General features: G+C 63.2%; 16 protein-coding genes. 4 read left to right on the top strand and 12 right to left on the bottom strand.

The genetic code is table 11. The features are described from left to right. Positions 1–260: 260 nt before the first annotated feature. The gene (locus tag KFO72_RS18335; RefSeq protein ID WP_054929606.1) at positions 261–1,754 is read right to left on the bottom strand and encodes an ammonium transporter; all 1,494 of its coding nucleotides are present in this window, start codon (positions 1,752–1,754) and stop codon (positions 261–263) included. A 26-nt stretch (positions 1,755–1,780) separates the two neighbouring features. Further along, positions 1,781–2,119 (bottom strand): P-II family nitrogen regulator, encoded by a 339-nt coding sequence (locus KFO72_RS18330; protein WP_006048089.1) that lies wholly within the window; start codon positions 2,117–2,119, stop codon positions 1,781–1,783. A gap of 415 nt (positions 2,120–2,534) precedes the next feature. Between KFO72_RS18330 and KFO72_RS18325 the strand changes: the two genes are divergently transcribed. Further along, positions 2,535–2,789 carry an accessory factor UbiK family protein gene (locus KFO72_RS18325; protein ID WP_007577719.1) on the top strand — a complete coding sequence of 85 codons (255 nt, stop codon included), beginning with the start codon at positions 2,535–2,537 and terminating at the stop codon, positions 2,787–2,789. A gap of 100 nt (positions 2,790–2,889) precedes the next feature. Further along, on the top strand, positions 2,890–4,464 hold the full coding sequence (locus KFO72_RS18320; protein ID WP_176052250.1) for a YifB family Mg chelatase-like AAA ATPase: 1,575 nt from the start codon (positions 2,890–2,892) through the stop codon (positions 4,462–4,464). A 333-nt stretch (positions 4,465–4,797) separates the two neighbouring features. Here the strand turns inward: KFO72_RS18320 and KFO72_RS18315 are convergent, their stop codons facing one another. Further along, positions 4,798–5,373: a hypothetical protein gene (locus KFO72_RS18315; RefSeq protein WP_224102306.1), complete on the bottom strand. Its 576-nt coding sequence runs from the start codon at positions 5,371–5,373 to the stop codon at positions 4,798–4,800. A gap of 195 nt (positions 5,374–5,568) precedes the next feature. Between KFO72_RS18315 and KFO72_RS18310 the strand changes: the two genes are divergently transcribed. After that, a complete protein-coding gene (locus KFO72_RS18310; protein ID WP_035986852.1) occupies positions 5,569–6,093 on the top strand; it encodes a TlpA disulfide reductase family protein in 525 nt (174 codons plus the stop codon). Between the two features lie 119 nt (positions 6,094–6,212). Here KFO72_RS18310 and KFO72_RS18305 read toward each other — a convergent pair whose 3' ends face one another. The 8 genes from KFO72_RS18305 to ugpQ all read right to left on the bottom strand — a co-directional run bounded on the left by KFO72_RS18305 (position 6,213) and on the right by ugpQ (position 16,181). Further along, positions 6,213–7,568, bottom strand: coding sequence for a sigma-54-dependent transcriptional regulator (locus KFO72_RS18305; RefSeq protein WP_225032710.1), 1,356 nt, complete (start codon positions 7,566–7,568; stop codon positions 6,213–6,215). Positions 7,569–7,599: 31 nt separating this feature from the next. Continuing rightward, on the bottom strand, positions 7,600–9,663 hold the full coding sequence (locus tag KFO72_RS18300; RefSeq protein ID WP_225032709.1) for a sensor histidine kinase: 2,064 nt from the start codon (positions 9,661–9,663) through the stop codon (positions 7,600–7,602). Positions 9,664–9,666: 3 nt separating this feature from the next. After that, a complete protein-coding gene (locus tag KFO72_RS18295; protein ID WP_054929602.1) occupies positions 9,667–10,947 on the bottom strand; it encodes a dicarboxylate/amino acid:cation symporter in 1,281 nt (426 codons plus the stop codon). Between the two features lie 357 nt (positions 10,948–11,304). After that, a complete protein-coding gene (locus KFO72_RS18290) occupies positions 11,305–12,378 on the bottom strand; it encodes an ABC transporter ATP-binding protein (protein WP_054929601.1) in 1,074 nt (357 codons plus the stop codon). Positions 12,379–12,398: 20 nt separating this feature from the next. After that, complete coding sequence (locus KFO72_RS18285) at positions 12,399–13,190, bottom strand: ABC transporter permease (protein WP_054929600.1); 792 nt, start codon at positions 13,188–13,190, stop codon at positions 12,399–12,401. Continuing rightward, positions 13,187–14,128: an ABC transporter permease gene (locus tag KFO72_RS18280; protein ID WP_060599325.1), complete on the bottom strand. Its 942-nt coding sequence runs from the start codon at positions 14,126–14,128 to the stop codon at positions 13,187–13,189. Before KFO72_RS18280 ends, KFO72_RS18285 begins: the two co-directional genes overlap by 4 nt. Before the next feature lie 96 nt (positions 14,129–14,224). Beyond that, on the bottom strand, positions 14,225–15,331 hold the full coding sequence (locus KFO72_RS18275) for an ABC transporter substrate-binding protein (RefSeq protein WP_054929599.1): 1,107 nt from the start codon (positions 15,329–15,331) through the stop codon (positions 14,225–14,227). 79 nt (positions 15,332–15,410) lie between these two features. Further along, positions 15,411–16,181, bottom strand: a complete 771-nt coding sequence (gene ugpQ / locus KFO72_RS18270) for a glycerophosphodiester phosphodiesterase (protein ID WP_060599326.1) — start codon at positions 16,179–16,181, stop codon at positions 15,411–15,413. A 436-nt stretch (positions 16,182–16,617) separates the two neighbouring features. Here ugpQ and KFO72_RS18265 point away from each other — a divergent pair, with 436 nt between their 5' ends. Continuing rightward, positions 16,618–17,391 carry a DeoR/GlpR family DNA-binding transcription regulator gene (locus KFO72_RS18265; protein WP_054929597.1) on the top strand — a complete coding sequence of 258 codons (774 nt, stop codon included), beginning with the start codon at positions 16,618–16,620 and terminating at the stop codon, positions 17,389–17,391. Positions 17,392–17,409: 18 nt separating this feature from the next. Here KFO72_RS18265 and KFO72_RS18260 read toward each other — a convergent pair whose 3' ends face one another. Continuing rightward, the gene (locus KFO72_RS18260) at positions 17,410–19,092 is read right to left on the bottom strand and encodes a Na/Pi cotransporter family protein (protein ID WP_176052247.1); all 1,683 of its coding nucleotides are present in this window, start codon (positions 19,090–19,092) and stop codon (positions 17,410–17,412) included. Positions 19,093–19,642 lie beyond the last annotated feature (550 nt).

The following is a 19,642-nucleotide window of genomic DNA, read 5'->3' as shown; positions in this document are numbered from 1 at the left end:
CGTGGGCAGACGTCAAGCACTGGCGGTGTGAGCCGCTTTCTTTTGCCTACTTTTCTTTGCGGCGGCAAAGAAAAGTAGGTGCCGCCCCGCACAGGGGCAACGCCTGAAGCGAGCTAACAATTCGCGGATGCCAGCGAAGCGCAAATACCAGCACAGCAGCAAAAGACCAGAAAAAAGCCCGCCATGAAGGCGGGCCAAAGTCGCTGTGCTTATACCTTTCGAATCCCCGTTTCCGGGGAAAACCGGCCTTGCCAGACGTGTTACTCGACGTGTTCGCCGTGCAGAATCACGTCCAGACCTTCGCGTTCTTCTTCTTCCGTCACGCGCAGGCCAATCGTCACGTCGATGATCTTCAGCAGGATGAAGCTGATCACGCCGCTATACACCAGCGTCGTCACGACACCCTTCAGCTGCAGCAGCACGCTGCCATCCGCGCCGCCGATGTCCTTGACAGCGAATACGCCCGTCAGGATCGCGCCGACGATACCGCCGATGCAGTGCACGCCGAACGCGTCGAGCGAATCGTCGTAACCCATCTTGTGCTTGAGCCACGTAGCCGACCAGAAGCACACCACGCCTGCAATCAGACCAATGGCGAGCGCGCCGCCCACGCCAACGAAGCCCGAAGCCGGCGTAATCGCAACCAGACCTGCCACTGCGCCCGACACGATGCCGAGCACCGACGGCTTACCCTTCGCGATCCATTCGGCGAACATCCAGCCAAGTGCGGCGATAGCCGTTGCAACCTGCGTCGTCAGCATCGCGAAACCGGCACGGCCGTCAGCCGCCACTGCCGAACCCGCGTTGAAGCCAAACCAGCCCACCCACAGCATCGAACCGCCGATCATCGTCAGCACGAGGTTGTGCGGCGCCATCGAGTCCTTGCCGTAACCCGTACGCTTGCCGAGCACGAGACAGCAGACGAGACCCGCGATACCCGCATTGATGTGCACCACCGTGCCGCCCGCGAAATCGAGGATGCCTGCCGTCGCCAGCCAGCCCGTCGGTTCCCAGACCATGTGCGCGATCGGCGAGTAGACGATGATCGACCACAGCGTCATGAAAATCAGCATCGCGGAGAACTTCATACGGTCGGCGAATGCGCCCGTAATCAGTGCCGGCGTGATGATCGCGAACGTCATCTGATAGACGAAGTAGACCGATTCCGGAATGGTCGGCGCGAGGTGGCTGACCGTCAGGGTCGTCGCCTTGTCGCCCTTGATGAAGGCCATGCCGTGCAGCATCACGCGCGAGAATCCACCGAGGAACGAGCCGCCCGGCGTGAACGCAAGGCTGTAGCCGACCACGGTCCAGATCACCGTCACGATGCAGGTGATCGCGAAGCTCTGCATCACCGTCGCAAGCACGTTCTTCTTGCGGACCATGCCGGCATAGAAGAGCGCGAGACCGGGGATCGTCATGAACAGAACGAGGGCCGTCGAGGTCAGCATCCAGGCGGTGTCGCCCGAGCTGATCTTCGACGAATCAACCGAGAACGGCGCAGTCGGCGCAGCAGGCGCCGCGTCCGACGCGGCAGCCGCTGCCGATGCGTCAGCGGGCGCGCTGGCGGCGGGTGCGGCCGAAGCGTCGGCGGCAGGGGCGCTCGCAGCGGCATCCGACGCAGCAGGCGCGCTCGCCGTCGTGTCCGGGGCGGAAGCCGCGGCGGGAGCCGACGCGTCGTCCGCGAGGGCAGCGCCGATGCCGACCGTCAGCAGCGAGCCGGCCATCAGCAGGGACATCAATAATTTACGCATCTTCAGTTTCCTCTTGTCGCTGTTTTTTACAGTGCGTCCGCGCCGGTCTCGCCGGTGCGAATCCGAATCACCTGTTCGATCGGCGTGACGAAGATCTTCCCGTCACCGATCTTGCCCGTACGTGCCGCGCGCTCCAGAGCTTCGATCGCCTGGTCGACGATGTCGTCCGACACCGCAGCCTCGATCTTCACCTTCGGCAGAAAGTCGACGACGTACTCGGCTCCCCGATACAACTCCGTGTGGCCCTTCTGACGACCAAACCCTTTGACTTCCGTCACCGTGATCCCCGAGACGCCGATCGCCGACAGGGCTTCGCGCGCCTCATCGAGCTTGAAAGGCTTGATGATTGCGGTAATGAGTTTCATGAAATCCTCGCTGTAGTGACTCAACCCGTTTGCGTGACTTGCATTTTCCTTGCGCCCTGCTTTCGGCAACTCCCCCGAAACCCCTAGCAATGGCGCTTCTCCTGACGGCGTCCCGCCGGTGCGCGGGGCAGTAACAGCAACGTCCATGCCATGTTTGTGGCAGACTCCCGCCGGCGCTTGTGGCACAAGGCTTTGCGCGTTTTCTTGTCCGGATGGCCAGTTCAGGCCGGGCACGCTGGCGCGCTATCGGGATCGTTGCTAGAGTGTTTGCAGGCTTGGACAACAGGCGTGCGCACCAAAGGCGCCCATGCTGTAGCGGGCGACAGGGGAACATGCACCAGAAACGATCATTCAGTGTTACGAGGCACGCGCGTAACATCACATGCACATTTTTTGTGCAATTAAGGGGAATGAAATGAAACAACCAAACGACGTCTTCAATGACTTTCAGGCCAAGGTTTCCGAGTTGTTCAAAAACTCGCCGGCTAAAGATGTCGAACGCAATGTGCGCGCAATGCTGTCGCAAGGCTTTTCGAAGCTCGACCTGGTGACGCGCGAGGAATTCGACACGCAGACGCAGGTGCTCGTGCGCACCCGCGCGCGGCTCGAGGAACTGGAGCGGCGCGTCGCCGAACTCGAGCAGAAGCTGCCCGTGAGCCAATCGTCCTGAGCACGCCCGTCTGATCCGCACATCACAGGCAAGCGGCCCGTGACGTCATTAGCGCTTTAAGGTGAACGCGCCCTGCGGGCGCGTCGGGACGGGAGACAACATGTCGCTTGCCGTGGTGCGCAGTCGCGCGCCGGCCGCTGGCCGCGCGCCCGAAGTTACCGTCGAGGTTCACCTCGCCAACGGACTTCCCTCTTTTTCCATCGTCGGACTGCCCGATCTCGAAGTGCGCGAGAGCCGCGAGCGCGTGCGCGCCGCGTTGCTCAATTGCGGTCTCGATTTTCCTGTGCGCCGGATCACGGTCAATCTGGCGCCCGCCGATCTTCCGAAGGAATCCGGCCGTTTCGATCTGCCCATCGCGCTCGGCATTCTCGCCGCCAGCGGGCAGATCCCCGTTGAGTCGCTTGCGAATCGGGAATTTGCGGGAGAGCTCTCGTTGACAGGCGCGTTGCGTCCGATGCGTGGCGCGTTCGCAATGGCGTGCGGCACGGCGCGCGGCCATCAGTCGTATCCCGAAGCTTCGCCCGGTACGCCGGAAGACGCTGCGAGCGGCCGCACGCCGGAACTCTACTTGCCGCTCGCTAGCGCAAAAGAGGCGGCGCTCGTACCCGGCGTCTCCGTGTATGGCGCGGCCGATCTGCCGTCGTTATGCGCGCATCTGGCGGGCGACGCGGACGCGCGGCTCTACCCGGTCGAGGCGGCGACCTTATCCGACGATGCGCGGGTCGCGCCACCCGATATGGCCGACGTCATCGGTCAGCGTGGCGCCCGGCGCGCGCTCGAGGTCGCGGCGGCTGGCGGCCACCATATGCTGATGATCGGCCCGCCAGGCGCGGGCAAGTCGATGCTCGCGGCGCGCCTGCCCGGCGTGTTGCCCTCGATGACCGACGACGAAGCGCTGACCTCCGCTGCGCTGCTCTCGGCGAGCGCGATTGGATTCACGCCGGCGCAGTGGCGGCAAAGGCCGTTTCGCGCGCCGCACCATTCGTCGAGCGCCGCGGCGCTGGTGGGCGGACGCAATCCGCCGCAGCCGGGCGAGATCACGCTCGCGCATCTCGGCGTGCTGTTTCTCGACGAACTCCCGGAATTCGATCGGCACGTGCTCGAAAATCTGCGCGAGCCGCTGGAGAACGGCCGCATCACGATTTCGCGCGCCGCACTCCAGGCCGACTTTCCAGCCGCATGCCAACTGATCGCCGCGATGAACCCGTGTCCGTGCGGCTGGCGCGGGGATCCGGGCGGGCGCTGCCGGTGCACACCGGAAGTGGCCGCGCGCTACATGCGCAAGCTGTCCGGGCCGCTGCTGGATCGCATTGATATCCAGATCGAGATTCCTGCGTTGTCACCAGCGGAACTGTCGGCCCGTTCGACGGCTTCCGGGGAATCAAGCGCGCCGATCGCGCAACGGGTCGAGGCGGCGCGCGAGCGCCAGCTCCAGCGGCAAGGCAAGACGAACCGCGAACTCAGCGGCCGGGAAGTCGATGCCGTCTGCCGGCCCGACAACGATGGCGAACGTCTGCTGCGCGAAGCGGGCGAGCGCTTCGGCTGGTCAGCGCGCGCTTACTACCGCGTCCTGAAAGTGGCCAGAACCATCGCCGACCTGGCCGGCCAGGATGTCCCGAACGCGGCGCAAGTCTCCGAGGCGGTCCAGTATCGGCGGGCATTCGGCGCTCAGTAAAAGCTGCGGGCGACAAAAAATGCATGTCAAGACTTGACTTATGCACATTTACGGCTGCGCGACAGATTTTGATACAACTGAAAGCCTGTTGTGAGACATTCGCCGAACGCCCTTGATTTTATTAGTTTTTTCAAAATGCCAAGATTCAGGGCAAAGTGGCAAACTGCCCGTCCGATGGGCATTTGCGGCCTACCGCACAGAGTTACTAACAAAGTTATCCACAGATCCTGTGGGTAACAAAAAAAGTCCCGTGTAAACGCGAGATTAGCGAACTTTTCTGCGAACAAACATTCACTCTGGCGGGCGAGCGCCGCGCTGCTGTATGACCCCAAATCAGTAAAGTTTGAACGATCCGAAGAATTGCTCAACTTGTTCCGGCGGCGGTTCCTTGCTCGCAATGACGGCCGCCTGGTACACATGCCGCCCTTTCGCGACCAGGCGCGCGTGCATGATCCGCGCTTCCTGTTTCGGCCCCGCCTTGCCGCTGAACGTCATTTCGAGCCCCGGCACCTGACCGCCCGCCGCGAGCGGGATCGACGCCACGTGGGCATCGGGCGGCGAGCCCAGATTGTGAGCGAGGCCCGAGCGCAGGTAGTCGAGCGCGGTGCGCTGCACCTGCGGGTCGTCGCTCGGCAGCATCACGGTGCCCACCGCGAACACCGCGTGGTCCGCCTCGGCGATCTGCATCGACATATTCATCGGCGTGCCGCCGATGTCGATCTGCCGCTGGTCGGTCGTCGGCTTGGCGGGCAGGTCGACGGTGTAGCCGTTGTCGTTGTTCATGATCGTGCGCCAGTCGTAGGTCGGCGAACAGGCGGCCAGCAGCCAGCCTGTCGACGCGACGACGACGGCCGTTGCCAGAAGCGGACGGAGGGGGACGGACAACCAACGGAGAGCGGAACGGAGCATGACGCGGCGAATGGAATCCATGAGGCGGAAAGCATCATTATCGGACGTTATTCGCGGCTTAACCGCGCCGCCAACTGCGTCACAAGATTGCCGGTACAATATGAGACAGTATCCGGGGCGCCCGTTTCCGTTGCTGTTCTCGCAGCCGTCAAGCGCCTCAAGACGTGTGTTCCACGCGTTCCCCGAGGTCTGTTCATGAGCCAAACCAACGTTTCCCGGCGTTCGAGCCCGATTCGCTACATCGCTGCCGCCGTCGTCGCAGGCGCGATCGCCGTTGCGGGCTACTTCGCGTTCGGCAGCCAGCAGCACGTGCCCGACGCGACGTTCACGCTGCTGTCCGGCCAGAAGGTGTCGACGGCTGATCTGAAAGGCAAGGTGTATCTCGTCAACTTCTGGGCGACGAGTTGCGACACCTGCATGAAGGAAATGCCGCAGATGGTCCAGACGTACAACCGCTTCAAGGACAAGGGGCTCGAGTTCGTCGCGGTCGCGATGAGCTACGACGCGCCGATGTACGTGACCAATTACACGGAAACGCGCCGCCTGCCGTTCAAGGTCGCGATGGACGACGGAACGGCTGCGAAACAGTTCGGCAACGTCCAGCTCACGCCGACCACGTTCGTGATCGACCGGAACGGCAAGGTGCTGAAGCGCTATGTCGGCGAGCCGCAGTTCGCGGAACTCGATCAGTTGCTGGCCAAGGCGCTCGGCACGACCTGACCGCCTGGACGTCTCTCTTCTGCGGCGGGCGTCGCGCTGAAATCTTCACAGCGCACCCGCCGCCAGCAGCACCTCACTCCCGCTTCGTCTCTCGCTTCGTCTCTCGCTTCACCCCCGCTTCACCTCTCGCTTTCCCCACGCGCCGCCAGGCCATAGCGCTTGATCTTCTCGTAGAGCGTCGCCTTGCCGACCTGCAGCCTGTCCGCCGCCACCGCGACCGCGCCGCCCGTCTGCTCCAGCGCCTCGGCGATCACCGCCCGCTCGAACTGCTCGACGCGTTCCTTCAAAGGCTGCGTGATCGACGTCAGCGCATCGTCGGCGGCAGCCGCGACGGTATCGTCCCCGATGCCGAGCACGAAGCGATCCGCCGCGTTGCGCAACTCGCGCACATTGCCGGGCCATTCGCGCTGCATCAGGTTCGTGCGCTGACGGTCGGTGAGAATCGGCGCGGGACGCTGATAACGCACCGCCGCGTCGAGCAGAAAATGCTCGAATAGCGGCACGATGTCTTCGCGCCGTTCCGACAGCGGCGGCAACGCGATCGTCACCACGTTGAGCCGGTACAGCAGATCGCGGCGGAAAGTGCCCGAGGCGACATGGTCGGTCATGTCGCCCTTCGCTGCCGCGACAATGCGGCAATCGACGCGTATCGCCTGGTTCGATCCGAGCCGCTCCAGCACGCCATCCTGCAACACGCGCAGCAGCTTGACCTGTAGCGCGAGCGGCATGCTTTCGATTTCGTCGAGAAAAAGCGTGCCGCCCGAAGCGTGCTCCAGCTTGCCGATGCGCCGCTTCGCCGCGCCCGTAAACGCACCCGGCTCATAGCCGAACATCTCCGATTCGAACATCGGCTCCGGCAGCGCGCCGCAGTTGACCGCGAGAAACGGTTTGTCCCGGCGCGGCGACAGCTCATGCAGGCTGCGTGCGATCAGTTCCTTGCCGGCGCCCGTATCGCCGTTGATCAGCACCGACGCATCCGTCGGCGCGACGTTCGCGATCAGCTTGCGCACCTGCTCGATGGCGAGACTGCGCCCGATGATGCGCGGCGCGAGCGTCCCCTGTTCCGCCAGTTCGCGGCGCAGCGCGAGGTTTTCGAGCACCAGCGTGCGGCGCTCCAGCGCGCGGCGCACGGTCTCGATCAGCCGCTCGGAAGGGAACGGCTTTTCGATGAAGTCGTACGCACCGTCGCGCATCGCCTGCACGGCCATCGAAATATCGCCGTGACCCGTGACGAGAATGATGGGCACGTCGGGCGCGCGCTCGCGGCATTGCGCGAGCAGATCGAGGCCGCTTGCGCCCGGCAGCCGGATATCGCTGACGATCACGCCGGAAAACTCCGCGTTGATCAGCTTCGCCGCCGATTCCACCGACGCATGCCCGACCACGTCGAACCCTGCGAGTTGCAGGCTTTGCACGCTCGCGCGCCGCACGAGTTCGTCGTCTTCGATATAGAGGACCTGCCAGCCCTTGTTCATTGTGTTTCCCACGCCTTGAATACGCTTTGAATCACGGGCCCGTCGTGACGGAGCCCGCGATGTCGGTTGCCTGCGCCCGCGCGCGGCGCAGCGTCAGCATGAACTCGGCACCGCCTTGCGCGTTGTTGCGCGCGACGAGCGAGCCGCCGCAATCGCGTGCAATCGACGAACAGATCGCCAGACCCAGCCCCAGCCCCTGACCCATTTCCTTCGTCGTGAAGAACGGCTCGAACAGGCGCGGCAGCACGTCCTCGGGAATGCCCGGGCCATTGTCGCTCACGACGATCGCGAGCGATTCTTGCGAGGTTTGCACGTCGATCGCGATGCGCGGCGCGGGCGTGCCCGCCACCGCGTCGAGCGCGTTGCCGAGCAGATTGATCAGCACCTGTTCGAGCCGCAGATCATCGCAATGCGCGACGAGCTTCGGATCGTCGCTTTCGAGATTGAAGCGCACGGCCGCCGCGCCCTCCTCGATCAACGATACCTCGACCGTCACGCCCTGCAAGCGTTTCTGCAGCAGCGCCAACACATTGCGCAATGCGCGCGCCACGCCTGCGCGCGCATTGCGAGGCCGCGCACGGCCGACGAAGAGCTTCAGTTGATTCGTGATCTTGCCCATGCGCTCGGTGAGCGCGGCGATCGCTTCGAGGTTCTCCTTCGCCGATTCATGGTCGCCGCGTTCGAGAAACACGCGCGTGTTGTCGGAGAAGCCGCGCAATGCGGCAAGCGGCTGGTTCAGCTCATGCGTGATGCCCGCCGCCATCTGGCGGAGCGCGGCGAGCTTGCTCGCCTGAATCAGTTCGTCGTGCGCGGCGCGCAACTCCTGTTCGGCGCGCGTGCGCTCGCTCACTTCCTTCGTCAGTTGCTCGTTCGCCTGCGACAGGTCGGCCGTGCGCTCGGCCACGCGCTGGTTGAGTTCCGCATACGCCTTCTGCAATAGCGCGCGGCTGCGCATCACTTCACGCACGCGCGCGCGGCGCATGCGCCAGTAGAACAGCAGCAGACACAGCGAGACATAGCCGAAGCCCGTCACGATCGTCGCGTAACGCGCGTCGGCGTTGACGGGATCGATCGGCGCCATGGTGATGAGACGCCAGTCCGGCTCGCCGAGCATGCGCTGCGACGCCAGAAAACGCGGCGCCGCATAGTTCCCGGTGCGCCCGCCGCCGATCCGCACGATCTGCGCGCCGCCTTCGAGGGTGCGCACCACCGACATCGGCAGCGGCGCGATGGGCTGGCGCGCGTACTGGCGCGTGTCGAAGATCGACGCTATCACGTCGCTGGTGAGCGGCTTGACCGTGTGATACTTCCACGCAGGCACCGACGACAGAAAGATCACGCCGTGATCGTCGGTGACGATGAGCGGCTCCGACGCGTCCGCGCCCTGGAACCATTCGAGATTCAGTTTGACCACGGCCACGCCGACGATCTTGCCGTCGCGGCGCACCGGTTGCGAGATGTAGTAGCCCGGATCGAGCGAAGTCGTGCCGATGCCGAAGAAGCGCCCAACGTTGCCCTTCACCGCTTCGACGAAATACGGCCGGAACAGATACTCCTGGCCGATGAAGCTGTCGGGTTGATTCCAGTTGCTCGCCGCCACGCAACGGCCCGTGGCCGTGACGATGTACGCGACATTCGCGCGGGCGCGGCGATTGAGGTCTTCCAGATATTGATTGGCGCGCGCGACATTGTCCGCATCCGGCGACGCGAGCGCGTCCTGCACGATGGGATGTTCGCCGAGCAGATAGGGCAGCGACTCATAGCGTTCGAGCGTGCTCTTGAGGGCGGCTGTGGTGCGATCGGCGCGCACGGCGGCGTTGCGCCGCAGCGTATCGATGCCGTGCTGCCACGTGATGGTCCATGTGAGTCCGCAGGCCGCCACGAGCCCGGCGACGAGCGCGAACAGGATCAACAGGCGGCGCGTCACGATGGCGGGTGTCGTTCGATGAGGATCGCCTATTGTGGCATATCGCTCCTCATCGCCGAACGCGTCGAACTCGTCGAGCGCTTCGGCTGCCGCACGCGCTTGCGTCTGCGCGGACGGCGCCTGCGTTGCATGCGGCGCCGCGCCATGTTGCCGCGGCGCCGCTTTCATGGCTCAGACCTCAGCCGCTTCGCTGACCGACACATCGCGGCGCATTTCGTTGCGCAGCTTCGTACGGTCCAGTTCCTTTTCCCAGGCCGACACGACGATCGTCGCCACGCCGTTGCCGACGATGTTCGTCAGTGCGCGGCACTCGCTCATGAAGCGGTCGATGCCGAGAATCAGCACCATGCCCGACAGCGGAATGGTCGGCACGACGGCGAGCGTCGCAGCGAGCGTGATGAAGCCTGCGCCCGTCACACCGCTTGCGCCCTTCGACGTCAGCATCGTCACCGCGAGCAGCGTCAGCTGCTGGCCCCACGAGAGGTCGGTGTTGGTTGCCTGCGCGATGAAGAGCACGGCCATCGTCATGTAGATGTTCGTGCCGTCGAGGTTGAACGAGTATCCCGTCGGCACGACGAGGCCCACCACCGAGCGCGAGCAGCCGAGCTTTTCGAGCTTCAGCATCAGTTGCGGCAAGGCTGCTTCCGACGAGCTCGTGCCCAGCACGATCAGCATTTCTTCCTTGATGTACGCGACGAAGCGAAGGATGTTGAAGCCCACGACACGCGCGATGAGGCCGAGCACCACGACCACGAACACGATCGAGGTCAGATAGAACGTGCCGATCAGCTTGAGCATCGGCACCAGCGAGCCGATGCCGTACTTGCCGATCGTGAACGCCATCGCGCCGAACGCGCCGATCGGCGCCAGCTTCGTGATGATCTTCACGATGCCGAACAGGATGTGCGACAGGCTTTCGATGAAGCTCACCACCGGCTTGCCCTTGTCGCCCGCCGTTGCCAGCACCGCGCCGAACAGCAGCGCGATCAGCAGGATCTGCAGGATTTCACCCTGCGCGAACGCCGACGACAGCGTGTCCGGAATGATGTGCATGAAGAAATCGACGGTCGTCTGGCCGTGCGCCTTCGCGGCGTACGACGCGACAGCCTTGCCGTCGAGCGTGGCGGGGTCGATGTTGAAGCCGACACCCGGCTTCAGCAGGTGCGTGGCCGCGAGGCCGAGCACGAGCGCGAACGTCGACACGATTTCGAAGTACAGCAGCGCCTTGCCGCCGACGCGCCCGACCTTCTTCATGTCTTCCATGCCCGCGATGCCCGTCACCACGGTGCAGAAGATGATCGGGCCGATCACCATCTTGATGAGCTTGATGAACCCGTCGCCGAGCGGCTTCATGTCGGTGGCGAGCGCGGGATAGAAATGCCCCAGGGCAATGCCGACGATGATCGCGAAGATCACCTGCACATAGAGGACTTTATAAAAGGGTTTCTTCACGATGGTGTTCCTGCAATGGAGTAAAGCTGGGTGGACCGAAGGCCGGCCACGCATCACATGGGACGAATGCGTCGACATGCGTCATGCGGTGGCAAAGCCGCCGGAACGACGAAATGACGACGAAATCAGAGGGACCAGAACAGGAACTCAGGCATCGTTGTCTCCATGCTTATTTATGGACGGGCCATTGCGGCCGCGCTTTCTTTTTGCAAGGTCGATGCCAGCGCGCAAAACATGCTTAGCGCGTTGATTTTTAAGACACTTTGGAAGCGCCGACGGACGCCGTCTTCCGGGTTTCCGGAAATCCGGAATCCGGGCGTCCGGAATCCCGAACGCCCTGCTCCAGCAAACCCAGGGCTAACCCTGAGCGCCTTCCTCGAGCACGAGCAGGTTCTCGTGCGAGAAACCGAGGGCCACCGGCTGACCGCGCTCGGGCAAACGGCGGTTCGGATCGTTGAAGACATCCAGCGAAATCACCTCGTCTTTCACGCGGGTGCGGATGCGCACGATCGCGCCGAGAAAACTCACCTCTTCGACGGTCGCCGTCAGCGTGTTGCGGCCCGCGACGGGCGGTTCCAGCACGATCGCCTCGGGACGCAGCGCGAGCATCCGCTTCTTGCCGGCGTCGTCGGCGGGTAGCGCCTGGGTGGTGCGCAGTTCCTGACCGTCGACAGCCATGCGTCCTGTGGACGGATCGACCACGTGCCCCGACAGAATGTTCAACGTGCCGACGAACGACGCGACGAAACGCGTGCGCGGAAAGTTGTAGATTTCGAGCGGCGTGCCGACCTGCTCGACGCGGCCTTCGTTCATCACGACGATGCGGTCGGAAATGGACAGTGCCTCTTCCTGATCGTGCGTGACGAAGATCGACGTGATGCCGAGTTCGCGCTGCAAGGCGCGAATGTCCTGGCGCAGCGAAATGCGGATCTTCGCGTCGAGGGCCGACAGCGGCTCGTCGAGCAACAGCACTTGCGGCTTGCCCGCGAGCGCGCGCGCCAGCGCGACGCGCTGCTGCTGACCGCCCGACAGTTGCCACGGATACCGCTCGCCCAGATGCGGCAGCTTGATCAGTTGCAGCATGTCGTCGACGCGCTTCTTGATCTCGCCTTGCGGACGATGCGCGATCTTCAGCCCGAAGCCGATGTTGTCCGCGACCGTCATGTTCGGAAACAGCGCATATGACTGGAACACCATGCCGACCTTGCGCTGCCGCGTGCGCAAATGCGTGACGTCGCGGCCGTCCAGACGGATCGTGCCGCGCGTCGGCGATTCGAAGCCCGCGATCATGCGCAGCACCGTCGTCTTGCCGCAACCCGACGGCCCGAGGAAGGTGATGAACTCGCCGCGTTCGATCTTCATGTCGAAGTGATGCAGCGCCGTGTTCGCGCCGAACGTCTTGTGCAGATTGTCGATCTCAAGAAATGCCATGACGGTGCCTCAATTCAACATCAGGGTTTTTGCGCAGCGAGCGTGCGCGCGGAGCCGAACACCTGGATCAGTCCCATCGACGCCCACGTGACCACGAACGCGATAATCGCGAGCGCCGACGGTTCATACGCGCGGTTCGCACCGATCAGCTGCAGATAGGGGCCGAACGCCGGCCGGTCCAGCAGGCTCGCGAGCGTGAACTCGCCGATTACGACCGCAAAGGTGAGAAATGCGCCGGACAGAATGCCCGAGCGGATATTCGGAAAGATCACCTTGAAGAGAATGGTCGGCCAGTTGGCGCCGAGACATTCGGCCGCTTCCGTCAGCGAACGGATGTCGACGGCGCGCAAGCCCGCATCGACCGCGCGGTACATGTAGGGCAACGACAGCGTCACGTAGCCGAACACGAGCAGCAGATCGGTCGCGCGTTCGTTCGACGTGAGGGGCAGAATCGAACTGCTGTTGTAGATGCGCAGATAGCCGAACACGATCACGATGGCGGGCACGACGAGCGGCAACAGCGTGATGAACTCGACGATGCCGCGCAACTTCGGCAGGCGAAGTTGCACCCAGTACGCCGTCGGCACGACGAGCAGCACGCCGACGACGATCGTCAGCAGCGCCATCAGGATCGAATAGCCGAACGACGCCTGAAAATGCGGATCGCCGAGCACCACCTTGTAGGCGTCGAAGCTATACGTGCCGCGCCGCATGCGCAGACTGAACTCGAAGGTCGCGATCAGCGGAATCAGGAAGTACAGGGAACCGACGATCATCGCCGTCCATGCGCCCACGCGCGATTGCCTGTTCATCGGCGGCCCCTTTCAACACGCGAACGCAACCAGATATAGCCGCCGTTCGACAGCCCCGTCACGAGGATCATGCCTAGCGCGAGCGCATAGCCGAGATTCTGGTTATGCAGCACGTCGCCGCGAATCTGCGCGTAGAGCAGAATCGTCACGATGTTCAGCGAGCTGCCCGTCAACGCATACGCCGTCGCCACCGCGCCGAACGAGTTCGCGAACAGCAGCAGCGTCGCGCCGAGCACGCTCGGCCACAGCACGGGCAACGCGACATGGCGCCAATACTGGTAAGCCGTGCCGCCGAGGCAATCGCACGCCTCGCGCCATTCGCGCCGGAGACCGTCGAGCGCGGGCGTGATGATCAGCACCATCAACGGAATCTGGAAATACAGGTAGGTGATCGTCAGGCCCCAGAAGCTAAGGATGCTGAAGCCCGTCGAATAGAGATTGATGTCCGCGTACTTCTTCAGCAGCACCGTCACGAGACCGACGCGCCCCAATGTGCAGATGAACGCGAACGCGAGCGGCACGCCCGCAAAGTTCGACGCGACGCCGGAGAACGTCAGCAGCGTCGGACGAATCCAGCCCGGCAGCTTGCCGTGCACGGCCGCCCATGCGAGCAGCGAGCCGAGCACCGCGCCGCCGATCGCCGAAGCCGCGCTAACCTTGAAGCTGATCCAGTAGGCGTCCATCACGCCCTCCTGGAACAGCTCGCGCATGTTGGCTAACGTGAAGTGGCCCTGCGCATCCTGAAACGCGCCGACCATCAGGAAGCCCGTCGGCAGAATCAGGAATAGCAGCGCGAAGATGAAGAACGGCAGCACGCCGATCCATGTCCAGACAGGCGACGTCCTGCCCGGGCCGTCGACCTTCGGCGCAGGTTGCGGCACGGACGGAACCAGCAGGTCGGCCTGACCGCCCGGCCCGGCTCCCGATGAAGCGCTCATAACTCATCCTCGAACAAACTCAACCGCTTCGTCTCGCCGTTCCATCCGGCGCGCGATGCGGACCGCAAGCGCGGCCCGCATCGCATCATGCAGCGCTTACTTGACGTTGGCGCCGACCACGGAGTCCCACTGCTTGGTCACGACTTCCTTCGTCGCGTCCTGCTGCTGGAGCGTCGGGAACACAGCGTTCTTGTATGCCGATGCGGGCGGCAGCTTGTCGAGCAGCGCCTGCGGCACCTTCTTCTGCGACACGAGCTCGTTGTAGCGGATCGGGTGGCAATAGCCCGTCAGCCAGCCGATCTGGCCTTCGTCCGAGTACAGGTATTCCAGCCACAGCTTCGCGGCGTTCGGATGCGGCGCGTAGGCGCTGATCGCCTGCACATAGACGCCCGCGACCACGCCCGTCTTCGGCACGACCACCTGCACCTTCGGGTTGCCCTTCAGCGTGTCGCGATCGGCGAGCGCGTTGTAGTCCCAGCGCACGATGATGGGCGTCGTGCCTTGCGCGAGCGATGCGGCCTTGCCGATTACGGGTACGAAGTTGCCGTTCTTGTTCAGATCGGCGAAGTACTTGAGACCGGCTTGCGCGGCCTTGCTCGCGTCGCCCTTGGCGGCGGAAAGACCGGCGGCGTACACGCCCTGGATTGCCTGGTTCGCCGAGCGCGGATCGCCCGCAAGCGACACGGCATTCTTGTAATCGGGCTTTTGCAGATCGGCCCAGTCAGTCGGAATCTTGTCGATCATGTCGGCGTTCACTTCGAACGACAGCACGCCGTAGTAGTCGCCCGTCCAGTAGCCTTCCGGGTCCTTGTTTTCGTTCGCGATCGACTTCCACGTCGACACCTTGTACGGCTGCAGCAGACCTTGCGCCTTGGCCGTCGGACCGAACGACAGGCCGACGTCGATCACGTCGGGCGCCTGCGGACCCTTGTTGCCCTTGTTCGCCTTGATCGCTTCGACCTCATCGCCGGAGCCGGCATCGGGGTTCAGTTCGTTGATCTTGATGCCGTACTTCTTCTGGAAGTCCGCGATCATCGGACCATAGCCGCACCAGTCGTGTGGCAGCGCGATCACGGTCAGCTGTCCTTCCTGCTTCGCCGCGGCGACGAGCGCATCGGGCGGCGCTGCGACGGCATTCCCCGCGGCGGCCACGCCGGCCAGCGCCGACGCCGAAATGAAACAACGCAACGTGGTCGGTTTCATAGTTTTCTCATCCTCTGCCGAAAATTGCTACGTTAGGAAAACTGCATGTCGACGTCTTTCGATGTGCGTGCCTGCACGCTTATGTCTGGCTCACGACGTCCGCGCCGATCATATCGAGGCGATCGGTACAAATCATGTCAACGCCCCACCTCGCCAGTTCGCGCGCACGTGCCGGTTCGTTCACCGTGTACGCGAGCACACGCAAGCCGGCATCGCGGATCGCGCGGATGTTCTGTTGCGTCAGATGCTTGTGGTCCGCATGCAGCGACACGCAACCGAGTTCGCGCACGATCGCGAGCCAGTCGTCGGGCAGCGCCTCGAACAACATGCCGCGCGGCAGCGACGGCGCGGCGTCGCGAGCGGCCTTCAGCGCGTCGAACGAAAACGACGACAGGAGCGGCTTCTGCGCGCGCCACAGGTCTTTGGCCGCGAGCGCGACCAGGCGCCCCGTGATTTCGTCGCGGCCAGGACAAGGCTTGATTTCAATGTTCGCTGCAATCGCTTCGCTCGCGCAGCGCGCCGCTACCTGCGAGAGCGTCGGCAGACGCTCGTCCGTATAGCGCGGATCGAACCATGCGCCGGCATCGAGCGATGCCAGTTGATGCCATGTGTGCTGCGCGGCCGGCCCGTGGCCGTTGGTCGTGCGGTCGAGGTCGTCGTCGTGCAGCAGGAAGATCTGGTCGTCGGAAGAAAGCTTCGCGTCGAACTCGATCATCTTGTAGCCAAAGCGCGCGCACATCTCGAAGCCCGCGAGCGTGTTCTCCGGCGCGAGCTTGCCGCCGATGCGATGCGCGACGAGCCGTGGATACGGCCAGTCTGCGATTAATGCCTGATCGATCCCGTTGCCCATCGTGCTTGCCTTCACAAAGATCTGATGGAACTGCGGCCTGCGTGCGCCGATGTATCTTATTCTGAGGATCGCGAATGGATGCTATTCCATGCGCAAAGCGACGCAAGCTTGTCAATGCACGACATCGCGCTTGCCTGGAACATGGTGCAGCGCATATTTCATTTCGTTTTCGAAAATGTGCTGTTCGCGATGTTTCAAATCGGGCGCGAATGTCTCAAAATGCGAAGGCTAAATACAAATACCCAAAGTTGCAAGCTCCCAAAAAAATACAACCGCAAAGGACACAGGCAACCCGCCTGTCATGCATTTTGACATCGCATCGACATAATCCGTTGGTAGTGGTTTATACGGAAACGTGCGCATGGCAAGCGGTGCGAAGAGCAGAGCGCGAGCAGCACGCAAAACGTTAAATACGACCAGGCGAGGAACGATACGCATGTGGCAGGAAGACCGTCATCAACGAATACGCGCGCTGCTCTCGACACTCAAACGTGTGTCGACGGAGCGCATCATGGCGGACCTGGGCGTATCGCGCGAAACCGTACGGCGCGACCTGGTCGATCTCGAAGCGCTCGGCGAGTTGCGCCGCGTGCATGGCGGCGCAATCAGGCCCGCCGACGAAGCGCCCATTGCCGAGCGTGCGCAGGCGCACGTGAAGTCGAAGAAGGCCATCGCGAAGGCGGCGACGGGCGTCGTGGCGAGCGGACAGACGCTTTTCATCGACGCAGGCACGACCACGGCGGCGCTCGCCGATGAACTCGCGAAGCTCGCGAACCTGACCATCGTTACCAACTCGATCGACGTCGCGATGAAGATGCGCGGCGCGCCGGATAAACGCGAGTTGTCGGCAAACGAAGTCATTCTGCTGGGCGGCTCGATCAGCGACCGCGCATTGTCCACCACGGGCGAGACGACTATCCTCGATATCCAGCGCTATCGCGCGGATATCGCGCTGCTGTCGCCCGTCGGCGTCGATTCGAAACACGGCGCCAGCAACTACGACCTCGCGGAAACCGATGTCGCGCGCGCGATGGTCGCCAACTCGGACAGCGTCGTGATACTCGCCGACTACAGCAAAATAGGCCAGCGCAGCCGCATCGCGTATTGCCCACCCGAAAAGATCGATCTGCTCATCACCAACCGCAAGGCGGCGGAAGTCGCAACGTTCGCGCAACTCAAGCGCAAGGTCGGTAAGGTGATACTCGCGTGATGTCTTGTGTGCGGCGGGTCACATTTGTTGGGGCACCGTGTCGGCGGGCACTTCTTCATGCATGCGTTTGCGCAAACGCGTATCGTGCAGTGCGCCCGCCGCGTCGAGCACCGGATAGGCAGTCGAACAGAACAGCGAGTTGAGCCGCTTCATGTCGCTGATCACATCCAGATGCAGCGCGCTCGTTTCGACGCTTCGCAACGTCTGTCCCGAGAGCCGGTCGAGATGCTTGTACGAATACGCGCGCTCGAGATCGCGGAAACGCTCCTTCTCGGCGAGCAGTAGCTCCGCGCAACGCAGATCGTTGTTCAGGAACACCGACATGCCGAGCTGCAGATTGCCCACCAGCCGCGTGTGCAAATCGTCGAGTTCGCTCAAGCCTTCTTCCGAAAACGCGAGCCGGTGCGCAATCTTCTTCTCTTCGATGTCGGTGACGATGCGCTCGATGATGTCGCCCGCGTGTTCGAGGTTGATCGTCAGGGCGATGATGTCGGTCCAGCGGCGGCTGTCGGCGTCATCCAGTTGCTCGCGCGAAACGCGTGCGAGATAGGCTTTGACCTCTGCATACAGATGATCGACGTCGTCGTCCATGCGGATCGTGTCGCGTGCCTTCGCGAGATCGTTGTGATGAATCAGATGCGAGACGTTGTCGAGCATCGACCGCACAATATCGCCGATGCGCAGCACCTCGCGCGCGGCATTCGACAGCGCGAGCGCGGGCGTGGCGAGTGACGCGGCGTCGAGATGAATCGGACGAAGCTGACCGTTCGGATCCGGCCGCTCAGGCAGCACGCGGCAGCATGCGCGCGCGACGGCATCGATCAGCGGCATGCACGCGCAGCAGCGCAATGTGTTGTAGATCACATGGAAGCCGACCACGGATTCGCGGGGATTGTTGATCAGGACGGGCAAGCCACGCGCGAGCAGTGACGTGAAGGGCAGGATCAGCAAGGCGCCCGCCAGCTTGAACGCGAGGCTGCCGAGCGCGAGCCGGCGCGCCGCGGTGTTCTGCGCGACCGTGCCCGCCAATGCGAGCAATCCGCTGCCGAGGTTCGCGCCGATCACGAGACACAGCGCCACCTTCAGCGAGATCACGCCCGAGGACGCAAGCGTCGCCGTCAGCAGCACGGCGGCGAGACTCGAATACGAAATGACGGCGAAAGTCGCGCCGACCAGCGCATCGAGCATCGTGTCGCCCGTCAGCGCGCCGAACATGACGCGCACGCCGGCGCCGTGCATCATCGGCTGCGCGGTTTCGACGATCAGATGCAGCGCGAGGAGAATCAGTCCCAGCCCGATCAACGTGCGGCCGACCTGGCCCAGGCGGTTCTGCTTGCGAGAGAGAAAGAGCGGCACGCCGAAGACGATCAGGAACGGCGACAGCCACGATAGATCGAGTGTGAGAATGCGCGCCATCAGCGCCGTGCCGACATCCGCGCCGAGCATGATGGCGAGGCCGCTTGCGAGCGGCAGCATGCCTTGGGCAGCAAATGACGTGACGATCATCGCCGTGGCATTGCTGCTCTGCACGAGACTCGTGACGCCGACGCCGGCGGCGAAAGCCTTTGCGCGGCTATTTGTGCTGCGCGCCAACGCGCGCCGCAGATCGGCGCCCCACACGCGCAGAATACCGGTGCGCACGATGTGCGTGCCCCACACCAGCAGAGCGACACCCGACAGCAAGTTCAACAGGATCAACATAGGCACGACGCTTCAGGACTTCCGCGATCGCCCGGAATGCATGCGCCGTTGCTGCTGGACGCGTGCGTCCGGATCTCATGCTGTCTAGTGTTGCATAGTTTTGCGTTGTTGTAATTTTGTGCGTTTTGTTTTTTTGTGGCATTTGCAACAGAATGTGTGCGGTGCTGCGCATGGTGGGTGTGTTTTTTTTGTCCTCGTGCATGCTTTTGCGGTGGCAGTTGCGTTTTGTTAGCGGGCATCCGCGCATTGTTAGCGTGCTTCACGCGTCGCTCCTGTGCGTTTGCCTTTGCGCTGGCGTCCGCGATTCGTTAGCGTGCTTCACGCGTCGCCGTTCGGTGTTTGGGCCTTTTCGCGGGCATCCGCGCATTGTTAGCGTGCTCCAGGCGTCGCCCCTGTGCGTTTGCCTTTGCGCTGGCGTCCGCGATTCGTTAGCTTGCTTCACGCGTCGACGTTCGGTGTTTTGCCCTTTTCGCGGGCATCCGCGCATTGTTAGCCTGCTTCACGCGTCGCCCCTGTGCGGGGCGGCACCTACTTTTCTTTGCCGCCGCAA

Source organism: Paraburkholderia sp. XV (genome assembly GCF_020177535.1).
Classification (GTDB): domain Bacteria; phylum Pseudomonadota; class Gammaproteobacteria; order Burkholderiales; family Burkholderiaceae; genus Paraburkholderia; species Paraburkholderia caribensis.
The sequence above is the reverse complement of the archived record's forward strand: the minus strand, read 5'-3'. Positions and strand labels throughout refer to the sequence as shown.